Here is a 24,287-nt window from a genome sequence, read left to right on the forward strand (position 1 = left end):
ATGGCGCTCGACGGGCAAATTGCGTCCTGAGCGCGGGAAATGGGGCGAAAAAGGGCTGAAAAGCACGGATTCAGGGGGAAAAATCGGAAAATTGACCGATAATTTGCTTAAAAAATAGGCAATCGCGAAATTTGCGAGGCTCACCGGCTCAGATTGGCGCTTTATTCAGCGTTTCCCTAACGGCAACATGCAAACGTTCGGCCTAGCCGAGAATGAGTTCTAATGCCCCTCACACATCATGGGGTCACCATGCATGGGGTCAGCATGGTGTCAGGTCCGGTCTCGTGCAGCCGGCCGGCGAGGTCCGCCGCACCAGGGCCTTCGCCATGACGCTCTGTTTCTCCCGCCACCAGTAAATGCTCATGGGGTCAGGTCGCGCATTGTTGCATCGGGCAATCAATGCAACGATGCGGGAACCGGGTCCAAGCTTCGCTGATCGGCTGGCCCGTTCAGCGTACCCAGCAACGGGCGTCCTTGAGGAGCAACAGCAATTGCTGCTCGCGCAAGGGCGAGGCGATGAAGCCGAATCGGGTATAGAACTTCGCCGCATCCTCGTCGATCGGGTGAGTCAGCATCGCCCGGATGCCGGCCTGCTCGGCAATCAGCAGGGTGCGGCGGATGGCGTCCTGCAGCAGGCCGAAGCCGACGCCGCGCCTCTGGTCCTGCTGCGACACCGCCAGCCGTGCCAGGATCACGACTGGCAGCGGGTACTGTCCCATCCCTTTGCGGATGCGCTCGGGCGCATCCAGTGTATCGATCTGGCCGACGGTCAGACTGAAGTAGCCGGCCACCCGACCATCGTCAGCGACGACGAAGGTCTTCGCCGATCCACTGCCCTGCGCTTGCCGGGCGTGACGCAGCAGCCAGTCGTTCAGGGCCGGCTTGCCGCAATCGAACCCTTCCAGCAGATGCTGCGCGGCCAGGGCCTCGGGCCCGCGCAAACTCACTGAGCATCCCAAGGAGCTCTGCGCGAGAACAGATCGCGCAGCCCCTCGTTGGGCTGTTCCGGCTGCTCAAGCAGATCGAGCAGGTCCTGGTACTGCTGCCCGGAGACCATGAACAGGCGCTGGTCGAGCAAGGTCTGCTCGGCGGCCAGACAGGCGCTGTCGAGGATGAAATCGGTCAGGGATTTGTGCGCGACTTCGGCCGCGCGGCGCAACACGGCCTCCTGTTCGGGAGTGGCGCGCAGGCCCAAGCGGGCCGACCGGGAAGCAGGAGAAGATGCAAGGGCAGGCATGGGTGCAGCTCTTTTGTTCGATTGACCAATACGATGTTAGTACAATTGACGCACATCGCCTAGCACTCATAGGGTCAGGTCTCGCATTGTTGCATCCGGCAATCAATGAAACAATTCGAGACCTGCCCCCAAGCCTGGTGGACACCCCCAAGCTTCTCCGGAGAAAGAGTTACACTCCCGACGCTCGAAGAGAACCACGGCAAATCATAGGTTACTGCTCATGGTGGCGCATGCCATCCGAGTGCGGAGGCCTGCTCGCCCAAGGCCACGAAATTTCGGGCTTAAGTGCTTATGAGCAATAAAGGCATGACTGAAACCGAACTCTTACAGCAAATCGCCTTGGGCGAAGACAGCCGCCACCAATTCAAGCGCACCGTCACGCACCCTGATGCCCTGGCGTCCGAACTTGTGGCTTTTTCCAACAGCGGCGGCGGCACCTTGTTTATCGGCGTCGATGATGACGGCTCGATTGCCGGCCTGGATGCGGCCGAAGTTCGCCGGATCAATCAGTTGCTGAGCAATGCGGCCTCCCAGCACTTGCGCCCACCGGTGCACCCGCTCACCGAAAACGTCCGCACCCAGCACGGGCTGGTGGTTGTGGTGAGCATTCCAGACGGGCTGGCAAAGCCTTATCTCGACCACCAAGGTCGGATCTGGGTCAAGCAAGGCGCCGACAAACGCCATGTCACGGCTCGGGAAGAAATGCAGCGCATGTTCCAGCGCGCGGGGCTGGTGTATGCGGATGTAGTTCCCGTTGCCAACACCTCCAGCGCGGACCTGGACGAGACAGCCTTTCACCGCTATTTCGAACAGCGCTACGGCGCAAGCAGCCCCTACGCCGAGCTGCCTTTGGACGCAGTTCTGCAAAACTTGGGGCTGGGCGATGGGCGCGAACTTAACCTCGCCGCGCTCATGCTGTTTGGCCGTAACCCTCAGCGCTGGCGGCCAGCTTTTTCGATCAAAGCCGTAGCCTTTCCCGGCACCAGCATTGCCGACAGCCGCTACCTGGACAGCCAGGACATCAGCGGCGCCCTCGCCACCCAATACATCGAAGCGCTCGCCTTCATCAAACGCAACCTGCACCGCGTACAAGGTGACCAAGGGTTCAATACGCTCGGCGTTCTGGAAGTGCCCGAAGTCGCCTTGCAGGAGCTATTGGTCAATGCCCTGATTCATCGCGATTACTTCACCAGTGCCTCCATTCGGATCCTGGTATTTACCGACCGTATCGAAATCATCAGCCCCGGCCACCTGCCCGACAGCCTGAGCATCGAAGCTATCCGCCAAGGCCGCACCAACCGGCGCAATCCCACCCTCACCGAGCACGCCCTGCACCTGCTGCCGTACCGTGGTCTGGGCAGCGGCATCCCCCGCGCGCTGCAGGCATGGCCCCATATCGACCTGAACGATGACCCCAGCGGCAACCAATTCAGTGCCGTCATCAAGCGCCCAGTCACGAAGGACATCACGGATTCCGGGCAAGTCGGGCCCGTCACAGGCTCAACCGAGCCTGCGCAGCTAGAGTCACGGCTAGAGTCACGGCTAGAGTCACGGCTAGAGTCACGGCTCGCGGCAAAAATATTGCTGTTGATCGAGCAGGCCGAACTGGGCAAGCAGGAACTGGCCCGCCGACTGGGGCACCAAAGTGTGTCGGGCGAATTGCACAAGCAAATCCGCCACCTGCTGGATGCGGGCTTGCTTGCCATGACCCGCCCGCAAACCCCCAACAGCCGCCTGCAGAAATACCGGCTGACCGAGGCGGGTCAGCGACTGCTTCAGGCAATGCAAGGAAATTCACAGTCATGACGCATGTCAGGTTTACACCGCTTTCAGTTCGGCGGTGATACGGCACTGAGCCCGCTCCATGCCGACTCCGTGGCTGAGGTTCCTGCCCTCCGTCTACGCGACCGGCTGATCGGGGCGCGGGTAGATAACCTCGGCAGAATCCCTCAGCGGACGACCAGCACCGGAATCTTCGAGTGGGTCAGCAGGAGAGGACGTAGTGGCAGGAATGGGCCGCAGTTCTTTCGATGGATGGACGAGCATCACGTCAGCAGAGTTGAGGCACATCTCATGGTTATCGGTCTCATGCCACTCATGAGGTCAGTTCTCCCATCGTTGCATCCGACAATCGAGCAACGATGCGAGAGCTGCCCCCAAGCTCTGCTTGCCCTGCCGCTTCAGCCGCCGCATGCCTCCGCGGCGATGCTGAGCGAGCGCAGGCGCAGGTCCGGGTCGTACACGTCGCTGACCAGGATGAACTCGTCGGCGCCGGTGGCTTCGAGCAGTGCGCTGAAGCCGGCGCGCACCGTCTCCGGTCCACCGATCACCGCCGCGCCGAGGAAGTCGTCGATGCCCGCAAGTTCGTTCGGCCGCAGCCCGCGCAGCAGGCCTTCGACCGGGGGCGGCAGCGGCTGCCGCTGGCCGTGCAGCATGTTCAAGACGCGCTGGTAGGCGCTGCTGGCGAGGTATTGCGCTTCGTCGTCGCTCGGCGCGGCGATCACCGGTACGCCGATCATCACGTAGGGCTGGTCGAGCACGTCGGAAGGGCGGAACAGCTTGCGATAGACCTCGATCGCCTGCAGCAGCATGCGCGGCGCGAAGTGCGAGGCGAAGGCGTAGGGCAGGCCGAGTTCGGCGGCAAGCCGCGCCGAGAAGAGGCTCGATCCGAGCAGCCAGATCGGCACCCGGGTGCCGGCACCGGGCGTGGCGACCAGTGCCTGTCCTGGCTGCGCGGGGGCGAGCAGCGCCTGCAGTTCGAGCACGTCGCGCGGGAAGTCGCTCTCCTGCTCGATGCGGTCGCGGCGCAGGGCACGCATGGCGACGCGGTCGGTGCCGGGTGCGCGGCCGAGGCCGAGGTCGATCCGCCCCGGGTGGAGTTCGGCGAGCGTACCGAAGGCTTCGGCGACCACCAGCGGCGGGTGATTGGGCAGCATGATGCCGCCGGAGCCGACGCGGATGCGCTGCGTCGCGCCGGCGATGTGGCCGACCAGCACCGCGGTGGCCGAACTGGCGAGGCCCGGGTTGTTGTGATGCTCGGCGATCCAGTAGCGCTTGAATCCCAGCGCCTCGACGTGCTGCGCGGTCCTCGTGGCGATGGCGAGCGCCTGGGCGACCGTTCCGCCCTGGCGCAGCGCAACGAGGTCGAGCATCGAGAGCTTGAGGTTTTCGAGTTTGTTCATGGTGAGCCGAGCGGGAAGTCAGTGAAGAAGCTGTCAAGACCCTCGATCCGGCGCGAGGTTCAACCTGAAAGAAGCAGTTGGCCACGAAATGCACGAAAAAAACACGAAATCATTCGTGGTTCGCGGCTGGGCACACGGCAGCCATCGGCCCGGCCGCCAGACCACCAGAAGCTCATGTTTTATTTCGTGGATTTCGTGTTTTTCGTGGCTGAAAAGAGGTTTCAGGCTGCAAAGATCGTCGCGCGGGGTGGGCGCCAGCCCGTTCAGCTCGCCGCAGCCGCGACGCAGCGGGCGATGACGCGGATGTCGCTGCCGACGCTGCGCAGGTCGCGGATCGCGAGCATCTGGCGCTGCGCCAGGGAAGCGAGCGGCGGCAGCGCGAACATGCCACGCGCGGAATCGCCGAGCAGGCAGGGGGCGAGGTAAATCAGTAGTTCGTCGACCAGGCCGGCGGCGATCAGCGCGCCGGTGAGCACGCGGCCGGCTTCGACATGGACTTCGTTGATGCCGCGCCGCGCCAGTTCGGCGAGCAGCGCCGGCAGGTCAACACGGCCGTCGGCAGCGGGCAGTGCGAGGATTTCGGCACCGCGAGCGGCGAGCGCCGCGGCACGCGCGGGATCGGCTTCGGCGCAGGCGATCAGCGTGATGCCGCTGTCGAACAGTCGCGCGCCCGGCGGCGTCTGCAACGCGCTGTCGACGATCACCTTGAGCGGCTGGCGCGCTGCGCCGCCCTCCACTGCGCCGAGGCGGACGTTCAGCTGCGGGTCGTCGGCGAGGACGGTTCCGCTGCCGGAGAGGATCGCGCAGGCGCGCGCGCGCCAGCGCTGGCCGTCGGCGCGCGCCTCGGGCCCGGTGATCCACTGGCTCTGCCCGTCGGCGAGCGCGGTGCGCCCGTCGAGGCTGGCGGCGATCTTGGCGCGCAGCCAGGGCCGGCCGCGCGAGAGGCGCGAGACGAAACCGATGTTGAGTTCGCGCGCCTCGGCTTCGAGCAGGCCGCAGGCGACCTCGATCCCGGCGGCGCGCAGCTTTTCGAGGCCGCCGCCGTCGGTGCGCGGGTCGGGGTCGCCCATCGCGGCGACGACGCGGCGCACACCGCCGGCGATCAGCGCGTCGGCGCAGGGCGGCGTGCGCCCGTGGTGCGCGCAGGGTTCGAGGGTGACATAGACGTCGGCACCACGCGCCGCGGCGCCGGCTGCGCGCAGCGCATGCACCTCGGCATGTGGCTCGCCGGCACGCTCGTGCCAGCCTTCGCCGACGATCCGCCCGTCGCGGACGATGACGCAGCCGACGCGCGGATTCGGCGTCGTCGTGTGCAGCCCGCGCGCGGCGAGCTCGAGCGCTCGCGCCATGAACTCATGGTCGGCGGCGGTGAAGGAAACGGGACTTGGGGACATGGGCAGACATGGAAAAGCGCGCAGACGCCACGTTCATTCGCCGGCCGCCCTACGCCGCGTGGGCACGGTAGCGGCGCTTGGCGGAAACTGCGCAAGGCCGAAGCAAAGGCGCTGACCGAAGCAGCAGCCCGTCATCGCGAGCCCGCAGGGCGTGGCGATCCAGTGCCCAGGACTGATGTCAGACGGCCCGTCGCTAGCAGGGAGGGCCGCAAAAATGGAAGAACGAACCGGATTGCCACGGCGCTGCGCGCCGCGCAATGACGGGAATGGAGCGAATGGGCGCGTTGCGTGCTCCGGGGTGGCGCAACTCGCCATGAACGTCAGCGAACCTCGCGGATCACGTCGGAGAACTCGTCGACGTCCTCGAAGTTGCGGTAGACCGAGGCGAAGCGGACGTAGGCGACCTTGTCGAGCTTCTTCAGCTCGCGCATGACCATCTCGCCGATCTTTTCCGAGGGCAGTTCGCGCTCGCCGAGGGCGAGGAGCTTTTCCTCGATACGCGTGATCGCTGCCTCGACTGCCTCGGCAGTCACCGGGCGCTTGCGCAGCGCCAGCCAGAGGCTGGCGGAGAGCTTGTCGCGGCTGTAATCGACGCGCGAACCGTTCTTCTTCACCACCTGCGGCAGGCGGATTTCGGCGCGCTCGTAGGTGGTGAAACGCTTGTCGCAGGAGAGGCAACGACGACGGCGACGGACGATGTCGCCGTCCTCGTTGATGCGCGTGTCGAGGACGGTGGTCTCGTCGGCACCACAGAACGGGCACTTCATGCGCTTGCCTGCCCTGCCCCGAAGCGCGCCTCGGACATCAGGCGCCGTAGACCGGGAACTTGCGGCACAGCGCCGCGACCTCGCCGCGGACGCGCTCAAGCACGGCCTCGTCGTTCGGCGCGTCGAGCACGTCGGCGATCAGGTGCGCGATTTGCTCGGCCTCGATCTCGGTGAAGCCGCGCGTGGTCATCGCCGGCGAGCCGATGCGGATGCCCGAGGTGACGAAAGGCTTCTGCGGGTCGTTCGGGATCGCGTTCTTGTTGACCGTGATGTGCGCGCGACCGAGTGCGGCTTCGGCTTCCTTGCCGGTGATGTTCTTGGCGCGCAGGTCGACCAGGAAGACGTGCGACTCGGTGTGACCGGAGACGATGCGCAGGCCGCGTTCCTCGGACAGCACGCGCGACATGACACGCGCGTTGGCGATGACCTGCTCCTGGTAGTGGCGGAACTGCGGCGTCGCCGCTTCCTTGAAGGCGGCAGCCTTGCCGGCGATCACGTGCATCAGCGGGCCGCCCTGGATTCCCGGGAAGATCGCCGAATTGAGCGCCTTCTCGTGCTCGGCCTTCATCAGGATGATGCCGCCGCGCGGGCCGCGCAGCGTCTTGTGCGTGGTCGAGGTGACGACGTCGGCGAACGGCACCGGGTTCGGGTAGCAGCCGGCGGCGATCAGGCCGGCGTAGTGCGCCATGTCGACCCAGAGGATCGCGCCGACTTCCTTGGCGATCTTGGCGAAACGCTCGAAGTCGATGCGCAGCGCGTAGGCGGAGGCGCCAGCGATGATGATGCGCGGCTTGTGTTCACGCGCCAGCGCTTCGACCTGCTCGTAGTCGATCTCTTCCTTGGCGTTGAGACCGTAGGCCACTGCCTTGAACCACTTGCCGGACATGTTGAGCGCCATGCCGTGCGTCAGGTGGCCGCCTTCGGCGAGGCTCATGCCGAGGATGGTGTCGCCCGGCTTGGCGAAGGCCATCAGCACCGCCTGGTTGGCCTGCGAACCGGAGTTCGGCTGCACGTTGGCGGCTTCGGCGCCGAACAGCTTCTTCAGCCGGTCGATCGCCAGTTGCTCGACGACGTCGACGTGCTCGCAGCCGCCGTAGTAGCGCTTGCCGGGGTAGCCTTCGGCGTACTTGTTGGTCAGTTGCGAGCCCTGCGCCTCCATGACGGCGGCGCTGACGTAGTTCTCGGAGGCGATCAGCTCGATGTGCTCCTCCTGACGGAGATTCTCAGCCTCGATCGCCTGCCACAGTTCGGGGTCAACCTTCGCCAGCGTGTCTTTTGCGGAAAACATCGTGTGCCTCTCAAGCCCTTGAAAAAGGCCACGATTGTACCATGGGGGGACAGCATGATTGATGCAGTCCCCCGGCTGGAAAAGGCCGCCGCAGGCCGGCCGCCTAACGCAGTTCGTCGAGCCCGTCGCTGGCGAGGTGGGCAGAATCGGACCAGCACTCGATCCGCCAGCCGGCAGCATCGTGGCTGATCCAGTTGATCGCGGCGTTGGGAATCGTGAAGTCGCGCGGTACCTCGAGCGGCGACGAGCGCACCCAGCGATTGACGATGTCGAGCACGCCGCCGTGGGTGACGAGCAGCAGCGACTCGCCGGCGTGCGTGCAGGCCAGGCGCTGCAGCGCCGCGCTCACCCGCTGCGCGTGCTGCGCGAGGCTCTCGCCGTTCCCCGGCGGCAGCGCGTCGGGTTGCCGCCGCTCGACCGCGCCGTACTCCTGCGGATGGCGCTCGCGGGCCTCGCTGCGCGTCATCCCCTCGAAAATTCCGAAGCGACGCTCGCGCAGGTCGGCGAGCAGGCGCACTTCCTGGCCCAGGGCGGCGGCGATGGCCGTCGCCGTCTGCCGCGCACGCGTCAGATCGCTGCTGTAGATCGCGGCGAAACGCTCGCCGGCGAGGCGGCGCGCAAGCGCCCTCGCCTGCGCGTGCCCGGCCTCGTTGAGTTCGATGTCGATGTGCCCCTGCAGACGGCCAGCGGCGTTCCAGTCGGTTTCACCGTGGCGGACGAGACAGATGCGCGTCGCGCCGGGCGCCGCCTTGCTTGCCGTCGGCGTTTCCTGGGACACGAGCGGCGGAACGGATTGAAAGGGACACATGATGACTCTGAAAAAAGCTGATGACGGAGAGGAAATCAGGGAGCGGCGCTCTGAGAAGTACTCGTTGGACCTGGAAGAAGCTATGGCCACGAAAGACACGAAAACACACGAAATCGTTCATGGGATCCGGTGCTGCCCCCGAATGACCCGGCAGGGCGTACAGCGAACAAGAGCAACCTCTAGTCTTGTTTCGTGGCTTTCGTGTTTTTCGTGGCTGAAAGGAGGTTTCACGCTTGAATGCACGCAGGCTGGATGCGGGCCTCTCGGCCCGCCCACGGCAACAGCCGCCAGCGTGGTCGCGGCCGGGCGCAGTTGTACTCAGTCGCCGGCGATCTTCATTTCTTCGACGAGGATCGAGCCGACGTGCTTCGAACCGCGCACGACGACGTCGTTGCCGACCGCGGCGATGTTGCGGAACATGTCGGCGAGGTTGCCGGCGATGGTGATCTCGTCGACCGGATGCACGATCTTGCCGTCCTCGACCCAGTAGCCGGCGGCACCGCGCGAGTAGTCGCCGGTGACGTAGTTGATCCCCTGCCCGAGCAGTTCGGTGACGACCAGGCCGCGGTCCATCTTGCGTAGCAGGCCCTTGAAGTCGCGCTTGCCCGGCTTGACGATCAGGTTGTGGCTACCGCCGGCGTTGCCGGTGGTCTTCAACCCGAGCTTGCGCGCCGAGTAGCTGCTGAGGAACCAACCCTGCAGGACGCCGTCGACGACCAGTTCGCGATCATGCGTGGCGACTCCCTCGTTGTCGAAGGGCGAACTCGCCAGCGCGCCGCGCAGGTGTGGCAACTCGCTGATGTTCACCTTCTTCGAGAAGACGCGTTTGCCGAGCCGGTCGAGCAGGAAGGAAGCGCGCCGGTAGAGGCTGCTGCCGCTCGCCGCATAGACGAAGCTGTTCAAGAGCGAGGCGGCAACCGGGGCCTCGAACAGCACCGGTGCCGAGCAGGTCGGGATGCGCCTGGCGCCGAGCCGCGACAGCGCGCGCTGCGCGGCGATGCTGCCGATCTCCTCGGGCGAGGCGAGCAGGCGTGCATCGCGCTGCTGCGAGTACCAGTCGTCGCGCTGCATCGAATTGCCCTTGCCGGCGATCACCGACAGCGACAGCGAATGGCGCGAGGTCGGGAAGCCGCCCATGAAGCCGAGGCTGTTGGCGAGGACAAACTGTCCTTCCTGGGTGGACACGCTGGCACCTTCGGAGTTGCTGATCTTCCTGCTGACGGCGAAGGCCGCGTCCTCGCAGCGCCTGGCCTGCTCGATCGCCACTTCGACCGGCAGCGCCCACGGATGGTAAAGGTCGAGGTCGAAGTCGCCGCTGGCCAGGAGTTCGGCGTCGGGCAGGCCGGAATACTCGTCGGCGGCGGTGAAGCGCGCGATGTCGAGCGCGGCCTCGACCGCCTGCTTCAGCGCCTCGGCCGAAAAGTCGGAAGTGCTCGCCGAACCGCGGCTCTTGCCGAGGAAGACCGTGACGCTGACCCCCTTGTCGCGGTTGTACTCGATCGTCTCGACCTCGCCGCGGCGCACCGTCACCGACTGGCCGAAACCTTCCGAGGCCTCGACCTCGCAGGCACTGGCGCCCTTCGCCTTGGCGTGCGCGAGCGCGTCGCTGGCCAGTTGCTGCAGGGTTTCGAAGCGATGCGCGAAATGCGCGGGGGCCGCGCCGGCAGCTTCAGCGGCGGACGGAGAGGACGGAACGGCGGCAGCAGAACGAGGCATGGGTCGGGGCAGCGAACGTGGAAAGTCGCTATCATAACAGGCCCGCCGCAAGGCCCTTGCCACCGCATCCTCCCGTTTCGAACCCTCCCGCCCCATGCGCAAAGCCGCCGCCCCCGAAGTCGACAGCGAAATCCCGCTCTCGAAAACCCGCCGCAAGCAAGCGATGAACGAGCTGCAGTCGCTCGGCGAAGAACTTGCCGCACTCTCCGTCGATCGCCTGAAGAAGCTCGACCTGCCCGAAAACCTGTTCGTCGCCATCCGCGACGTGCAGAAGATGACGCGGCAGGACGAGGCCAAGCGCCGGCAGATGCAGTACATCGGCCGCCTGATGCGCGACATCGACCCCGAGCCGATCCGCGCGCTGCTCGCCGACGTGCGTGGCGACTCGGCCGCGGCGACCGCGCACATGCACAGGCTCGAACGGCTGCGCGAGGCGATCCTCGCCGACGAACGCGCGCTCGGCGAGATCGCCAGCGAGTACCCGGGCGCCGACCTGCAGCACCTGCGTGCACTGCGCCGCTCGGCGCTCAAGGAACGCGAAGCCGGCAAACCGCCGCGCAGTTACCGCGAGATCTTCCGCGTCCTGCGCGAACTCGCCGGCGAGCCGACGACAGCCACCGCAGACACCCCGACCGAAGACTGAAGCGCCGGCGGCGCTGCCGCCGCCGGCAGGATGGACAGATGAAACAGTACCTCTCGCTCGTACAGGAAATCTTCGAGCACGGCTCCTGGCAGGACAACCGTACCGGCATCCGCACGCGCAGCATCCCCGGCGCGATGATGAAGTTCGACCTCCAGCAGGGATTCCCGGCAGTCACCACCAAGAAGCTCGCCTTCAAATCTGCCATCGGCGAACTGGTCGGCTTCCTGCGCGGCTACCGCAGCGCCGCCGAGTTCCGGCAACTGGGCTGCAAGGTCTGGGACCAGAACGCCAACGAAAACGCGCAGTGGCTGGCCAACCCGTACCGCCTGCGTGAGGACGACCTGGGTCCGGTCTATGGCGTCCAGTGGCGCCAGTGGCCGGCCTACAAGCTGATCGACCTGGGGGATGCGCACAGTGCCGCGCAGATCGCCGACGCCGAGGCGCGCGGCTACCGCCTGATCGGCCAGCTCGCCGACGACGCGGGCCGGCAGACGGGCAGCCAGGCCCTGCTCTACAAGCCGATCGACCAGCTGCGCCAGTGCTTGGACACGATCATCACGGACCCGGACAGCCGGCGCATCCTCTTCCACGGCTGGAACTGGGCGCAACTCGAGGAAATGGCGCTGCCGCCCTGCCACCTGCTCTACCAGTTCCTGGTCAGCCGCGAGAAGGGCGAGATCTCGCTCTGCCTCTACATCCGCTCGAACGACGTCGGCCTCGGCACCCCCTTCAACCTCACCGAAGGCGCCGCGCTGCTGCACCTCGTCGGCCGCCTGACCGGGTACAAGCCGCGCTGGTTCACCTATTTCATCGGCGATGCGCACATCTACGAGAATCACGTCGACATGCTGCGCGAACAGCTGCAGCGCGAGCCCTTCCCCGCGCCGCGGCTGGTCCTCTCCGAGCGCATCCCGGACTACGCGCTGACCGGCAAGTACGAACCCGAGTGGCTGGAGCAGGTCGAGCCCGCCGATTTCCGGCTGGAGGGCTACCAGCACCACGCGCCGCTGACGGCGCCGATGGCGGTGTAAAAATTGCGGGGACCCCACAATTGGCGTCCCCGTAATTTACGGCGTGGAGCAGCCCGACGCAGCGCCGTATAATCGGTCTGAAACCCAAGTCGGGTAAAGTTGCCAGTTCTTCCCTTGCAGTCGAAAACCCTTCGCGCGAAGACCCACAACCTCACCGCACGGCACTGCGCCGCTCCCACCATGACCCTGAACCTCTCCCACGCCTGGCAAGCCCTCGACGACCACGCCAAAACCTTGAGCGGGCAGACGCTGCGCAGCCTGTTCGATGCCGACGCCAATCGCTTTCCGCGCCTGTCGCTGCGCGTCGGCGACCTGATGTTCGACTACTCGAAACAGTGGCTGACCGACGAGACCCTCGCCCGCCTGCTCGACCTGGCGCAGGCTGCCGACGTCAGCGGCTGGCGCGAACGCATGTTCATCGGCGCGGCGATCAACGAGAGCGAAGGGCGCGCGGTGCTGCATACCGCACTGCGCCGGCGCGATCCGCACCCGATCTTCGTGAATGGCGTCAATATCATCCCGGAAATGCTGGAGACGCGCGCCTGCATGCGGGAATTCTGCGAATCGGTACGCAGCGGCAAATGGCGCGGCTACGGCGGCGAGCCAATCCGCACCGTCGTCAATCTCGGCATCGGCGGCTCCGACCTGGGACCGCGGATGCTCACCGAGGCGCTCGGTGCGATCGGCCACCCGACGCTCACGGTCAAGTACGTCGCCAACCTCGACGGCGCCGACATCGCGCCGACGCTCGAAGCGCTCGACCCGCGCACGACGCTGTTCATCATCGCCAGCAAGACCTTCACCACGATCGAGACGCTGACCAACGCGACCACCGCGCGCGAATGGCTGGTGGCCCACGTCGACCCCGACGGCAGCAAGCCCAACGAACGGCAGATGGCGCTGGCCAAGCAGTTCGTCGCCGTCACCGCCGCGCCGGAGACGGCGATCAAGTTCGGCATCCATCCGCAGATGATCTTCGGCTTCGCCGACTGGGTCGGCGGCCGCTTCTCGCTGTGGTCGGCGGTTGGCCTGCCGCTGGCGCTGGCGATCGGCATGGACGGCTTCGAACGCCTGCTCGCCGGCGCCGCCGACATGGACGAACACTTCCGGACGGCACCTCCGCACGCCAACCTGCCGATCCTGATGGCGCTGATCGGCATCTGGAACAGCAGCATCCGCGGCGCCGGTGCCTACGCGCTGGTCCCCTACAGCCAGTCGCTGCGCCTCCTGCCCGATTACCTCCAACAACTGGAGATGGAGAGCAACGGCAAGAGCATCGGTCGCGACGGCCAGCCTCTGGCGCGCCCGGCTGCGCCGGTGCTGTGGGGCAACGCGGGCACCAACGCGCAGCACGCCTGGTTCCAGTTGCTGCACCAGGGCGGGCGCCTGCTGCCGGTCGATTTCATCGCCGTGGCCGAAAGCGACTACCCCCTGCGCGGCCACCACGAGAAGCTGCTCGCCAACTGCTTCGCGCAGTCCGAGGCGCTGGCCTTCGGCAACCCGGACGCCGAACCGGCTTACCGCCGCTGCCCCGGCAACCAGCCGTCGTCGACCTTCGTGCTGCCACGACTCGACCCCTACCATCTCGGCATGCTGATCGCCGCCTTCGAACACAAGACGCTGGTCCAGGGCGTGATCTGGGGAATCAACTCCTTCGACCAGTGGGGCGTCGAACTCGGCAAGAAGCTGGCGCTGCGCCTGTTGCCGGCGATCGAAGGCAGCGGCACGCTGCCCGAGGGCTGCGACACCTCGACGGCGGGGCTGATCGAGCATTGCCGCGCCCTGCGCGAGCGGCGCCTGTGAGCGGCGCGCTGATCGCGCTGATCGCCGTCGTCGCCCGCAACGGCGCGATCGGTCGCGACAACGGGCTGCTCTGGCACCTGCCGGAAGACCTGCGCCACTTCCGCGAGACGACGCGCGGCAAGGCGGTGATCATGGGCCGGCGCACTTGGGAATCGCTGCCAGAAGCCTTCCGGCCGCTCCCCGGACGGCGCAACGTCGTCCTCACCCGCGACCGCGCTTTCGTCGCCGACGGCGCGATCGTCGTGCACAGCCTGGCCGACGCACTCGCCGCCGCCGCGCCGGAGAAGGTGGGCAGCGACGAAGAAGCGGCCACCAGCGCAGCAGCAGACGAGGTCCTCGTCATCGGCGGCGCCGAACTCTATCGCCAGGCCCTGCCGCTGGCGCAGCGCCTCTACCTCACCGAAGTCGCTGCCGATGCCGACGGCGACGCCTTCTTCCCGGCGCTCGATCCGTCCGAATGGCGCGAAGTCAGGCGCCGCCAGGGCAGCAGCAGCGAACCGCCCTTCGCCTTCGTCGATTACGAGCGGGTCGTTCGCTGACAAATTACGGTGGGGACATAATTGCACGTAGATACTGCTAGCGAAGCGTAACCCGACAAACTCACCGGCCCCTCTCCGCGCCTCTTCCGGCGCCGGCTTACTCCGCCTGCGCCAGCGCGGGCTCCTGCACCGCTGACGCGGGCGGCAACCATCTGTGCAGCATCGCCGTCAGTTCCCTGACGTCGATCGGTTTGGTGAGGAAGTCGTCCATGCCCGCAGCCAGGCATTCCTGGCGCGAGCTGTCGAAGGCGTCGGCGGTGAGGGCGACGATCGGCAGGCGCGGGCGTCCGGACTCCTGCTCCCACTGCCGGATGGCGCGGCTGGCAGCATAGCCGTCCATGACCGGCATATGCACGTCCATGAGGACGAGGTCGGGGATCTCGCCGCGCAGCAAGACATCGACGCCCTGCCGGCCATCCTCGGCCAGCGCGAGCCGGACACCGAGCCGGGTCAGCATGCGCTCGATCACCTTGCGGTTCACCCCATTGTCCTCGACCACCAGCACGCGCCCGGACAGTGCTGGCTGCTGCCAGTCGGCGGGTGCTGCCCCGGAGTCAGGCAGGCGCTCCTCGTCGCCGACGGGCAGGCCGACGCGAACGCGGAACCAGAAGCGCGAACCTGCGCCGGGCTCGCTGTCGACGCCGGCCTCGCCGCCCATCAGCGCCGCCAGTCGGCGCAGGATCGAGAGGCCGAGACCGGTACCGCCATACTGCCGTGTCGATGAGTTGTCGGCCTGCGTGAAGGGCTCGAAGATCAGCGCCTGCTTGTCGGCGGGTATGCCGATGCCGGTGTCGCTGACCGAAAATTCGAGCACGGCCGCGTGCTCGTCGCGCGACAGCTCGCGGGCGGCGATGCGCACTGCGCCGCGCTCGGTGAACTTGACCGCGTTGCCGGCCAGATTGGCGAGCATCTGGCGCAGGCGTAGCGCGTCGCCCAGATAGCGCTGTCCACCGACGCCATGCCAGGCGGCGTCGATGGACAAGCCCTTGCTGGCGGCCGATTCGGAAAACAACATCCTGATCTGCTCCATCAGCTGCGCCGGGTCGAACGCCGCCGATTCGAGTTCGATCCTGTCCGCCTCGACCTTCGACAGGTCGAGGATGTCGTTGAGCAAGGCAAGCAGGGTCTGGCCGGAATCGACGATCGTGCGCGCACAGCGGTCGCGGTCGCCGTCGCTCAAGGCAGGCAGCAGCAGCACCTGCGCCATGCCGAGGATGCCGTTGAGCGGCGTGCGGATCTCGTGGCTCATGGTGGCCAGGAACGCCGACTTGGCGCAGTTCGCCGCTTCTGCTTCCTCCTTGGCTCGGCGCAGCGAGGCTTCGCTGCGTTTCAGCTCGTCGGTCGCCTGCATCCGGTCGAGGAAGACCTCGGTCCAGCGTGCCAGGAGGTACAGGAACTCACGGTCGGCACTGTCGAAGTCGCGCGCGCGGCTGCGCGTGGAGGAGAAGCTGAGCGTGCCGAACATCTCGCCACGGACCCGCAGCGGCATCCCCAGGTAGGCGGCCAGCCCGAACTCGCGTAGGCAGGGATGATCGGCGTAGACCGAAGACCTGGCGTCGGCGATGGCGAGCAGGTCGCCTTTCGCCAGCGTGTCGCTGCAATAGGTCACGGACAGAGGCAATCCCTGCCCGTCGGCGAGCGTATCCGGGGGCGAGAACTGCGCGAGGATGCGGAACTCGCCTGCCTCGACCCGGCCGATGATTCCGTATTCCATTTGCAGGTAGTGAGCGGCGATCGCCAGCGCACGGCGCAGGCTCGCCTCCGGATCGACGTCGGGGAAGGCGGCGATGTCGCTGAGCGATCTGAGCGCCTCCAGGTGCCGCTGCAGTTCGGCGTCCTGGATCAGCCTGGACGCTTCCTCGCTGCGCAGCTTGCCGAGCATGTGATTGAAGGCTGCGGCCGTTTCTGCGATCTCATCGTTGCCGATCACCGCCACTTCCCGCGACAGGTCGCCTCCGGCGATGGTCTGGCTGGCATTGCGCAGCGAGAGGAGCTGGCGCGTCAGGTAGGTGCCGAGAATGAACGAGAACAGGGCGACGAGCAGCATCTCGGCCAGCGCGATCGACAGGGTCCAGTTGCGAGTCTTGGCGATCAACCCCTGCAGCGGCCTGATGTCGATGCCGAACTGGATGCTGCCGACGGACTGGCCCGCTACATCGATCTTCACCTCGCTGTCGAAAACCCCGTCGGTGACGTCCCCGACCCTGAGGTCGGCGACGAACGGGCCCGACGGCAGTACGCCGTGCTGCACCAGGAGCCGCTGCTGCGCGTCGAGGACACGCACGTAGGCGAGATCACCGGTGCCGAGCACATCGCTGGTGACACTGTCGAGAGTGGCGAGATCGTAGGCCAGCATGGAATCACGCACGCTCGCGTTCAGGAGGCGCGCCGTCGTCGCCATCCGCCGTTCGAGTTCGGCCTCGGAGGAGGACTGCAACTGCCCGAGGACGGAGAGACCGAGAATGCTGAGCAGGACGCCTTCGATCAGCGCGATGCCGAGAATCGTCTTGCTGCGGAATTTCACTGCGCGCTACCCACGCGCTGCTCGATGCGCAGACGGCGTATCTCGTCCCACTCGTGGTCGGCGGCGGACTCGATGCCCTTGAAGCTCAGGGGGGCGAGCGTCTTGCGTCCCGCCTCGTCCTTGCCGAGAGAAGCGAGCGCGACGAGCACCTTGTCCACCGTTTCGGGAGCGACGCGCGGGTGCGCGGCGAAGGCGTGCGGGACGTAGCCCGGCGTCGTGGACAGGATGCGCAAGCGCGCCGAGACTGCCGGGTCGATCGCTTCGAAGGTGCGCTTGATGCCGCCGCCGGCGGCAAACAGTCCTTGCGCGACGCCGAGATAGACCGAGTCGTGGGAGTGAACGTAGCGCGCCTCGATCGGCACCCCCAGTCGGGCGAACTCGGCGCGCGGCAGGATGCTGGCGGCGAAGGCCGCCGGGGCCGGGAAGGCGACGCTCTTGCCGGCGAGCTGTTTGATGTCGGTAACCGGCGAGTCTTTGGCGACAACGATGATGCCGGCCAGGCGCCGGTCCTTCTCCCTGGCGAACGCCCGGTAGCCCGGACTCTTGCTGAAGACCACGTAGTGGTAGGGATTCATGTAGGCGAGGTCGTACTCGCCCTGCTTGAGGCGCTCCTCGAACATGGGGATGTCCGGCGCGGTCCTGAAGACGAGGCGGACGCCGCTACGCGACGCCGCTTCCTGCAGCAGGGGAATCCACACGCGCGCCAGTTCAGTCGCCGACTGCTGCGGGACGATGCCGACGCTCAACTCCAGCGGACTCGCGCGCAGCGGAGCGGACGAGGCCATCAGGAGCAGCAGGGAAAGCCAGGGCCACAGGCCACGGCGGGCAGCGAGTCGAAGATTCATGGCGGGACAGTATATCGCATACTGTCCCCCCCGCTTATTTGACGCAATCTACATAGTACCTGCCGTCTGCGGCGGTCACCAGACCGTGGATGTCGGTGTCGAAGCCCGGGAAAGCCGCGTTGAACTCGCGCGCGAACTTCAGATAATTGACGATCTTCCTGTTGAAGCGCTCGCCCGGGATCAGCAGCGGGATTCCCGGCGGGTAAGGCGTGACCAGCACCGCGGTGATGCGGCCTTCGAGATCCTCGATGTCGACGCGCTCGATCTCGCGGTGCGCCATCTTGGCGAAGGCATCGGCCGGACGCATCGCCGGCACCATGTCCGACAGGTACATCTCGGTGGTGAGGCGCGCGACGTCGTTCTTCTTGTACACGGCATGGATGTCGCGGCACAGGTCCCTGAGGCCGACGCGCTCGTAGCGCGGGTGCTTCTGCACGAACTCGGGCAGCACCTTCCACAGCGGCTGGTTCTTGTCGTAGTCGTCCTTGAACTGCTGCAACTCGGTCACCAGCGTGTTCCAGCGGCCCTTGGTGATGCCGATCGTGAACATGATGAAGAAGCTGTACATGCCGCACTTCTCGACGATGATGCCGTGCTCGGCCAGGTACTTGGTGACGATCGCCGCGGGGATGCCGCGCTCGGCGAACTCGCCGTCGACGTCGAGCCCCGGCGTGATGATCGTCGCCTTGATCGGGTCGAGCATGTTGAAGCCCTCGGCCAGGTCGCTGAAACCGTGCCAGCGCTCACCCGGCTTCAGCATCCACGCCTCGCGTTCCTCGATGCCTTCCTCGGACAGGTCGTCAGGTCCCCACACCTTGAACCACCAGTCGGCGCCCCACTCCTCGTCGATCTTGCGCATCGCGCGACGGAAGTCGAGCGCTTCGGTGATCGACTCCTCGACCAGCGCGGTGCCGCCGGGCTCCTCCATCATCGCCGCGGCGACGTCGCACGAGGCGATGATCGAGTACTGCGGCGAGGTCGAGGTGTGCATCAGGTAAGCCTCGTTGAACACGTCGCGGTCGAGCTGGCAGTTCTCGGCGTCCTGGACGAGGATCTGCGAGGCCTGCGAGAGGCCGGCGAGCAGTTTGTGCGTCGATTGCGTCGAGAAGATCATCGACTCCTTGCAGCGCGGCCGGTCGGCGCCGATCGCGTGGTAGTCGCCGTAGAAGTCGTGGAAGGCCGCGTGCGGCAGCCAGGCCTCGTCGAAATGCAGGGTGCCGATCTTGCCGTCGAGCATCTCCTTGATTTCCTCGACGTTGTAGATCACGCCGTCGTAGGTCGACTGGGTCAGCGTGAGCACGCGCGGCTTGGCGTTCTTGTCGGTGATGAAGGGGTTGGCCTCGATCTTCTTCTGGATGCTCTCCCAGGCGAACTCGCTCTTCGGGATCGGTCCGATGATGCCGAAGTTGTTGCGCGTCGGCATCAGGAACACTGGGATCGCGCCGGTCATCATGATCGCGTGCAGGTTGGAAACGTGGCAGTTGCGGTCGACGATGACGACGTCGCCGCGCGCCACCGCCGAGTGCCAGACGATCTTGTTCGAGGTCGAGGTGCCGTTGGTGACGAAGAAGAGATGGTCGGCGTTGAAGATGCGCGCCGCGTTGCGCTCGGAGGCGGCGACCGCACCGGTGTGGTCGAGCAGCTGGCCGAGTTCCTCGACCGCGTTGCAGACGTCGGCGCGCAGCAGGTTCTCGCCGAAGAACTGGTGGAACATCTGCCCGACCGGCGACTTCAGGAAGGCGACGCCGCCCGAGTGGCCCGGACAGTGCCACGAGTACGAACCGTCGGCGGCGTAATGCACCAGCGCGCGGAAGAACGGCGGCGGCAAGGTGCTGAGGTAGTCCTTCGCCTCGCGCTTGATCGAGCGCGCGATGAATTCCGGCGTGTCCTCGTGCATGTGGATGAAGCCATGCAGCTCGCGCAGGATGTCGTTCGGGATGTGGCGGCTGGTGCGCGTCTCACCGTGCAGGAAGATCGGGATATCGGCGTTCTTGTGGCGGATCTCGCTGACGAAGGCGCGCAGCTCGGCCAGCGTCTCCTCGGGTTCGAGCGCCAGTTCCTCGTCGTCGATCGACAGGATGAAGGTCGAGGCGCGGCTCTGCTGCTGCGCGAACGAGGTCATGTCACCGTAGCTGGTGACGCCGATGACCTCGAGGCCTTCGTCCTCCAGCGCCTGCGCCAGCGCGCGGATGCCGAGGCCGCTGGCGTTCTCCGAGCGGAAGTCCTCGTCGATGATGATGATCGGGAAATGGAAGCGCATGGAAATTCCTCAAAAACGGAGACCCGCCGTAGCGGGTCCCGGGACAAGACGATTCTCGGACGATTCTGTTACAGATTGAAGACGTCAGATCTTGGGCAGGGTGACGCCGACCTGCCCCTGGTACTTGCCGCCGCGGTCCTTGTACGAGGTCTCGCAGACCTCGTCGGCCTCGAAGAAGAGCACCTGCGCGCAGCCCTCGCCCGCGTAGATCTTCGCCGGCAGCGGCGTCGTGTTCGAGAATTCGAGCGTGACGTAGCCCTCCCATTCGGGCTCGAACGGGGTCACGTTCACGATGATGCCGCAGCGCGCGTAGGTGCTCTTGCCCAGACAGATGGTGAGTACGTTGCGCGGGATGCGGAAGTATTCGACGGTGCGCGCCAGCGCGAACGAGTTCGGCGGGATCACGCAGTAGCCCTTGCCCGAGACCTCGACGAAGGACTGGGGGTCGAAGGCCTTCGGATCGACGATGGTCGAGTTGATGTTGGTGAACACCCGGAATTCGTCGGCGCAGCGGATGTCGTAGCCGTAGCTCGACGTGCCGTAGGAGACGATCTTCTCGCCGTTCGCCTCGCGCACGAGCTCCGGCGCAAACGGCTCGATCATGCCCTGCTGCTCGACCATGCGGCGGATCCATTTGTCGCACTTGATTGCCATGACTGCCAACACCCGGAAGCGGAAAACCGCTCATTGTACGACTTCCGGGCGCCGCGAGGGGACGGTGTGGAAGTGTTTTCGCAAGGTCGGAGCCGGGGCCGGATGCCGGGCTTGGCGGTACCCAGCGCTGCCCAGCACGGCTTGCTGCGATTCAAGCTCCGAGCAGGCGGCGAGCGAGCAGCGACTGCAGGTCCCGGCGACCATCGACGATCAGGTAAATGACGACCTGGCTGCCGACGACGCGATAGACCACGCGATAGGGTTTGAACGCCGTCTGCCGGTACTCCTTGATTCCCAGCGCAGCCAACTCCTTCGGGTAGCTGCCTCGTTCAGGAAACCGGGCCAACTCCTCCACGACCTCAAGCAATTGGTCGAGCACGTAGTCGGCATTGGCCAGGCAGTCGAACTCGGCAATGTAGTCGTGGATGGACGCCAGGTCCTGCTCTGCGCCGTGAGTGAGCAGGACTTGGTAGTGGCCGGGTCGACCGGCCATCAGCCGCGCGCTCCCCGTGCGCGCAGGCGTGCCACCACGTCGGCCACCGGCTTGACCCTGCCCGCTGCCACATCCTGGTTGCCGAGCGCCAGGATTTTCAGCAAGGCCAGGGTTTCCTGTGTTTCCTCGAAGGACGCGACGTCCTGCAGCACGGCCTTGGCTTCACCGTTCTGGGTGATGACCATGGGCTCACGCTGCTCGGACAACAGCTTCAGCACCTCGGCTGCGTTGGCCTTGAGGTAGCTGATGGGTTTGACTTGAGACGAATAGCGCATGGCCTTGCCCCGCGGATCAAAAGAAGACTGAATATAGTCTTTTTCAGAGCATCACGCCACTGCCGATCAGCGACTTGAGTCGTGGACATCGCATGATGGCAAGCAGCCGTCGATTGGCCGAAACTTCACTTGGCGCTTCGCTTCTGCCCCTCCGAGGCGCGGTGTCACCGACAGATGTTTTGCCTCCTCAAGCCTTGCAGCTTCCACTACCCCCACGTCTTTGAGTTGCCTACGGGGCGGTGCAATCAGTCTCGGCGAGCCCACCCCGCAGACTGGACCTGCTACGATGATCCAGCGCAGACCGAGCAGGCTTGGCTGCGAGACCTGAGGACCACAACATGGCATTGAATATCGATCACTTGCGGCGCACTGCAGCCACGCTGGAACAGGCTCTGCTCGCGCTCGAAAGAACCCCGGCGCACGAAGACATCATTTTCGAGCTGTATCGCAACGCAGCGATCAAGAGTTTCGAGCTGTCGCTGGAAACGGCCGGCAAGCTCTTGCGCAAGGCGCTGAAGGCGTACAGCGGCAACCCACGCAGTGTCGACGCGCTGGTTTTCAACGACGTCCTGCGCCATGCAGCGAAGCATGGCGTGCTGACGCTGGCCGAGGTCGAACGCTGGCTGGCCTACCGCGCCAACCGCAACACCACCGCGCACGACTATGGCGAGAGCTTCGCCAACGAAACGCTCAAGCTTCTGCCCGACTACCTCGCCGACGTGCGGGCGCTCGCCGTCAAACTGAAGGAAATTTTCGATGCCGCAGCTTGAACTGTCGCGGCTCGACCTGCCGGCGCGCTACCTCTCCACCTTGCGCGACTTGCTCGCGCGCTACGTGCCGGACGCGGAAGTATGGGCCTACGGAAGCCGGGTCAGCGGCAACGGACACGAAGGCAGCGACCTCGATCTGGTGCTGCGCTACGCGCCCGAGCAGCGCTCCGATGTCGCCGGCTGGTGCGAGTTGCGGCAAGCGCTCCAGGACAGCCACCTGCCGATGCTGGTCGAAGTCCACCTCTGGTCCCGCCTGCCGCCGGCGTTTCAGCGCGAGATCGAGCGGGAGTACGTGGTACTGCAGGCTGGGCGGCGAGGAGAATGACGAAGGCCGCGTCGGGCCGTCAAAACCCTGGCCGACAGTCACCGGCAGAGCCGGCCGAGCATCTCGCGGCACGTCGTTTATGAGCTGCCTACGCGGCAGTGAAGGCCTACGGGGTCTATGCGAGCCGCGCTGAAAATTTCTGAGCTGCCTACGCGGCAGTGAAGTGGGAAAGCGCGATCGCTGCGGCGGGCTTGAATTTCTGAGCTGCCCACGCGGACGTGAAGTGGCGTATGAGCAGCGGTGGGCGGACGAGCACTTTCTGAGCTGCCTACGCGGCAGTGAAGTTGATAAGCTGGGTCGGCGCGTAGGCGCGCACTTTCTGAGCTGCCTACGCGGCAGTGAAGTCCGTCATCGCGCAACGCTTCGACCCGCTCAATTTCTGAGCTGCCTACGCGGCAGTGAAGATTTCTCCCTTGAAGCGGCCGATTCGTGCGGGTTTCTGAGCTGCCTACGCGGCAGTGAAGCCCTGATGGCCTCACCAAGCTGCACCAGGTTCTTTCTGAGCTGCCTACGCGGCAGTGAAGGCTGGCGCCCTACGCGTCGCCGCTTTCCTCATTTTCTGAGCTGCCTACGCGGCAGTGAAGATTGCAGTCGGCTCGCTGATCGCGCAGGACAATTTCTGAGCTGCCTACGCGGCAGTGAAGGACGTTTCGACGATGGAGCGACACGGCGGGCTTTTCTGAGCTGCCTACGCGGCAGTGAAGGTCAGCAGGCGCAGGCTCGCGCCGCTGCCGCTTTTCTGAGCTGCCTACGCGGCAGTGAAGCGCACCGCGATCATGTCGTTCAAGGACGAGGATTTCTGAGCTGCCTACGCGGCAGTGAAGGGCACCTGATTTGCGACGATGCCGGCGGCGACTTTCTGAGCTGCCTACGCGGCAGTGAAGGCAGGCCGGCGCCGGTGTCATCGCTTGGCATATTTCTGAGCTGCCTACGCGGCAGTGAAGGACCTGCGGGTTGCCGTCTTCGTCGACGACAATTTCTGAGCTGCCTACGCGGCAGTGAAGCCGGCATCGGCGGAGCCCTGCAGAAGGTCCAGTTTCTGAGCTGCCTACGCGGCAGTGAAGCATCAACGCCGCCACCGGCCAGCCCTTGAAGTTTCTGAGCTGCCTACGCGGCAGTGAAGAAATCGAAGAAATCGGGCAATGCATACGATATTTTCTGAGCTGCCTACGCGGCAGTGAAGACTTCACATTCGGTTTTGTATGTACTTCCTGCTTTCTGAGCTGCCTACGCGGCAGTGAAGCCCCGCTCTCGCCGCCGAGGGCTCGACGGGCATTTCTGAGCTGCCTACGCGGCAGTGAAGGGCGGCGGTCTGTACATGGTGACGCTCACCTGTTTCGTAACCGATCCATGAACCCCACCCTTCCGGGCAGAGCTACGCCATGGTCAAATCCGCTGGTTTCTGATTCCAGGGCAGAAGGGCGTCGTAATGGTCGACGGTGGTCGCAGCGGGCAGGTCGCGCAGGACGTTTCGCAGCCAGAGGTAGGGCTCGAGGCCATTGGCTTTGGCGGTCTCGACCAGCGAGTAGATCAGTGCGCTGGCGTGCGCGCCGTCCGGGGTGTCCGCAAACAGCCAGGCCTTGCGTTTATGGAAACATTTGCATAAACGCAATTATCCAAGGTCTTTTTTTAGGCAAGGCTTGCTCGCCATCCTTCAGGGAGGCCAGAGCTACCGCCGGCAACAGCGCTCGCTGTCGTTGGCATACCTTTCATAAGAAATGGTGTTTCCTGTG

Annotated in this window: 21 protein-coding genes, 1 pseudogene and 1 CRISPR repeat array; of the genes and pseudogenes, 7 read left to right on the forward strand and 15 right to left on the reverse strand. The window is 65.5% G+C overall.

The genetic code is table 11. The annotated features are described in order from the left end of the window. Positions 1 to 449 precede the first annotated feature (449 nt). Together CCR84_RS04965 and CCR84_RS04970 are read right to left on the reverse strand one after the other, a co-directional pair. Entirely contained in the window at positions 450 to 947 is a 498-nt protein-coding gene (locus CCR84_RS04965) for a GNAT family N-acetyltransferase (protein ID WP_201210258.1), read from the reverse strand. Further along, positions 944 to 1,237, reverse strand: coding sequence for a type II toxin-antitoxin system TacA family antitoxin (locus tag CCR84_RS04970; RefSeq protein WP_201210260.1), 294 nt, complete (start codon positions 1,235 to 1,237; stop codon positions 944 to 946). The genes CCR84_RS04965 and CCR84_RS04970 overlap by 4 nt, the downstream gene beginning before the upstream one ends. A 306-nt stretch (positions 1,238 to 1,543) precedes the next feature. Between CCR84_RS04970 and CCR84_RS04975 the strand changes: the two genes are divergently transcribed. Then, entirely contained in the window at positions 1,544 to 3,043 is a 1,500-nt protein-coding gene (locus CCR84_RS04975) for an RNA-binding domain-containing protein (RefSeq protein ID WP_242508550.1), read from the forward strand. A gap of 374 nt (positions 3,044 to 3,417) precedes the next feature. On the opposite strand, the gene CCR84_RS04985 is transcribed toward CCR84_RS04975, so the two are convergent. The 6 genes from CCR84_RS04985 to pmbA all read right to left on the reverse strand — a co-directional run bounded on the left by CCR84_RS04985 (position 3,418) and on the right by pmbA (position 10,392). After that, positions 3,418 to 4,419 carry an LLM class flavin-dependent oxidoreductase gene (locus tag CCR84_RS04985; RefSeq protein WP_201210262.1) on the reverse strand — a complete coding sequence of 334 codons (1,002 nt, stop codon included), beginning with the start codon at positions 4,417 to 4,419 and terminating at the stop codon, positions 3,418 to 3,420. 263 nt (positions 4,420 to 4,682) lie between these two features. Then, positions 4,683 to 5,813 (reverse strand): bifunctional diaminohydroxyphosphoribosylaminopyrimidine deaminase/5-amino-6-(5-phosphoribosylamino)uracil reductase RibD, encoded by a 1,131-nt coding sequence (ribD, locus tag CCR84_RS04990; RefSeq protein ID WP_242508551.1) that lies wholly within the window; start codon positions 5,811 to 5,813, stop codon positions 4,683 to 4,685. Between the two features lie 320 nt (positions 5,814 to 6,133). Then, on the reverse strand, positions 6,134 to 6,580 hold the full coding sequence (gene nrdR / locus CCR84_RS04995; RefSeq protein WP_201210263.1) for a transcriptional regulator NrdR: 447 nt from the start codon (positions 6,578 to 6,580) through the stop codon (positions 6,134 to 6,136). A 37-nt stretch (positions 6,581 to 6,617) separates the two neighbouring features. Next, entirely contained in the window at positions 6,618 to 7,868 is a 1,251-nt protein-coding gene (glyA, locus tag CCR84_RS05000) for a serine hydroxymethyltransferase (RefSeq protein ID WP_201210264.1), read from the reverse strand. Between the two features lie 103 nt (positions 7,869 to 7,971). Further along, a complete protein-coding gene (locus CCR84_RS05005; RefSeq protein WP_201210265.1) occupies positions 7,972 to 8,676 on the reverse strand; it encodes a histidine phosphatase family protein in 705 nt (234 codons plus the stop codon). Positions 8,677 to 8,994: 318 nt separating this feature from the next. After that, on the reverse strand, positions 8,995 to 10,392 hold the full coding sequence (pmbA, locus tag CCR84_RS05010) for a metalloprotease PmbA (RefSeq protein ID WP_201210266.1): 1,398 nt from the start codon (positions 10,390 to 10,392) through the stop codon (positions 8,995 to 8,997). Positions 10,393 to 10,486: 94 nt separating this feature from the next. Between pmbA and yjgA the strand changes: the two genes are divergently transcribed. The 4 genes from yjgA to CCR84_RS05030 all read left to right on the forward strand — a co-directional run bounded on the left by yjgA (position 10,487) and on the right by CCR84_RS05030 (position 14,408). Next, complete coding sequence (yjgA, locus tag CCR84_RS05015) at positions 10,487 to 11,035, forward strand: ribosome biogenesis factor YjgA (protein WP_201210267.1); 549 nt, start codon at positions 10,487 to 10,489, stop codon at positions 11,033 to 11,035. A 38-nt stretch (positions 11,036 to 11,073) separates the two neighbouring features. Then, complete coding sequence (locus CCR84_RS05020) at positions 11,074 to 12,066, forward strand: thymidylate synthase (protein ID WP_201210268.1); 993 nt, start codon at positions 11,074 to 11,076, stop codon at positions 12,064 to 12,066. Between the two features lie 180 nt (positions 12,067 to 12,246). Continuing rightward, positions 12,247 to 13,869, forward strand: coding sequence for a glucose-6-phosphate isomerase (pgi, locus tag CCR84_RS05025; RefSeq protein WP_201210270.1), 1,623 nt, complete (start codon positions 12,247 to 12,249; stop codon positions 13,867 to 13,869). Then, positions 13,866 to 14,408: a dihydrofolate reductase gene (locus CCR84_RS05030; protein ID WP_338052568.1), complete on the forward strand. Its 543-nt coding sequence runs from the start codon at positions 13,866 to 13,868 to the stop codon at positions 14,406 to 14,408. The genes pgi and CCR84_RS05030 overlap by 4 nt, the downstream gene beginning before the upstream one ends. 97 nt (positions 14,409 to 14,505) lie before the next feature. Here CCR84_RS05030 and CCR84_RS05035 read toward each other — a convergent pair whose 3' ends face one another. The 6 genes from CCR84_RS05035 to CCR84_RS05060 all read right to left on the reverse strand — a co-directional run bounded on the left by CCR84_RS05035 (position 14,506) and on the right by CCR84_RS05060 (position 21,459). Beyond that, positions 14,506 to 16,932 (reverse strand): ATP-binding protein, encoded by a 2,427-nt coding sequence (locus tag CCR84_RS05035; protein ID WP_201210272.1) that lies wholly within the window; start codon positions 16,930 to 16,932, stop codon positions 14,506 to 14,508. Next, a complete protein-coding gene (locus CCR84_RS05040) occupies positions 16,929 to 17,777 on the reverse strand; it encodes a phosphate/phosphite/phosphonate ABC transporter substrate-binding protein (protein WP_201210274.1) in 849 nt (282 codons plus the stop codon). Before CCR84_RS05040 ends, CCR84_RS05035 begins: the two co-directional genes overlap by 4 nt. Positions 17,778 to 17,811: 34 nt before the next feature. After that, on the reverse strand, positions 17,812 to 20,037 hold the full coding sequence (locus CCR84_RS05045) for an arginine/lysine/ornithine decarboxylase (RefSeq protein ID WP_201210276.1): 2,226 nt from the start codon (positions 20,035 to 20,037) through the stop codon (positions 17,812 to 17,814). A gap of 84 nt (positions 20,038 to 20,121) precedes the next feature. Next, positions 20,122 to 20,691, reverse strand: coding sequence for a dCTP deaminase (gene dcd / locus CCR84_RS05050; RefSeq protein WP_201210277.1), 570 nt, complete (start codon positions 20,689 to 20,691; stop codon positions 20,122 to 20,124). 151 nt (positions 20,692 to 20,842) lie between these two features. After that, positions 20,843 to 21,184, reverse strand: a complete 342-nt coding sequence (locus CCR84_RS05055; protein ID WP_201210278.1) for a type II toxin-antitoxin system RelE/ParE family toxin — start codon at positions 21,182 to 21,184, stop codon at positions 20,843 to 20,845. Beyond that, positions 21,184 to 21,459 (reverse strand): type II toxin-antitoxin system Phd/YefM family antitoxin, encoded by a 276-nt coding sequence (locus tag CCR84_RS05060; RefSeq protein WP_201210279.1) that lies wholly within the window; start codon positions 21,457 to 21,459, stop codon positions 21,184 to 21,186. The genes CCR84_RS05055 and CCR84_RS05060 overlap by 1 nt, the downstream gene beginning before the upstream one ends. Before the next feature lie 338 nt (positions 21,460 to 21,797). Here CCR84_RS05060 and CCR84_RS05065 point away from each other — a divergent pair, with 338 nt between their 5' ends. Together CCR84_RS05065 and CCR84_RS05070 are read left to right on the forward strand one after the other, a co-directional pair. Then, positions 21,798 to 22,229: a nucleotidyltransferase substrate binding protein gene (locus tag CCR84_RS05065; RefSeq protein ID WP_201210280.1), complete on the forward strand. Its 432-nt coding sequence runs from the start codon at positions 21,798 to 21,800 to the stop codon at positions 22,227 to 22,229. Then, on the forward strand, positions 22,216 to 22,554 hold the full coding sequence (locus tag CCR84_RS05070; protein WP_201210281.1) for a nucleotidyltransferase family protein: 339 nt from the start codon (positions 22,216 to 22,218) through the stop codon (positions 22,552 to 22,554). Before CCR84_RS05065 ends, CCR84_RS05070 begins: the two co-directional genes overlap by 14 nt. Before the next feature lie 76 nt (positions 22,555 to 22,630). After that, positions 22,631 to 23,857: direct repeats of the CRISPR family, unit length 28 nt; unit sequence TTTCTGAGCTGCCTACGCGGCAGTGAAG. Between the two features lie 72 nt (positions 23,858 to 23,929). Here CCR84_RS05070 and CCR84_RS05075 read toward each other — a convergent pair. Further along, positions 23,930 to 24,139 (reverse strand): annotated as a pseudogene (locus CCR84_RS05075) (transposase domain-containing protein); the annotation flags it as partial. Positions 24,140 to 24,287 lie beyond the last annotated feature (148 nt).

Origin of the sequence: Rhodocyclus purpureus (assembly GCF_016653115.1) — a bacterium.
GTDB lineage: Bacteria > Pseudomonadota > Gammaproteobacteria > Burkholderiales > Rhodocyclaceae > Rhodocyclus > Rhodocyclus purpureus.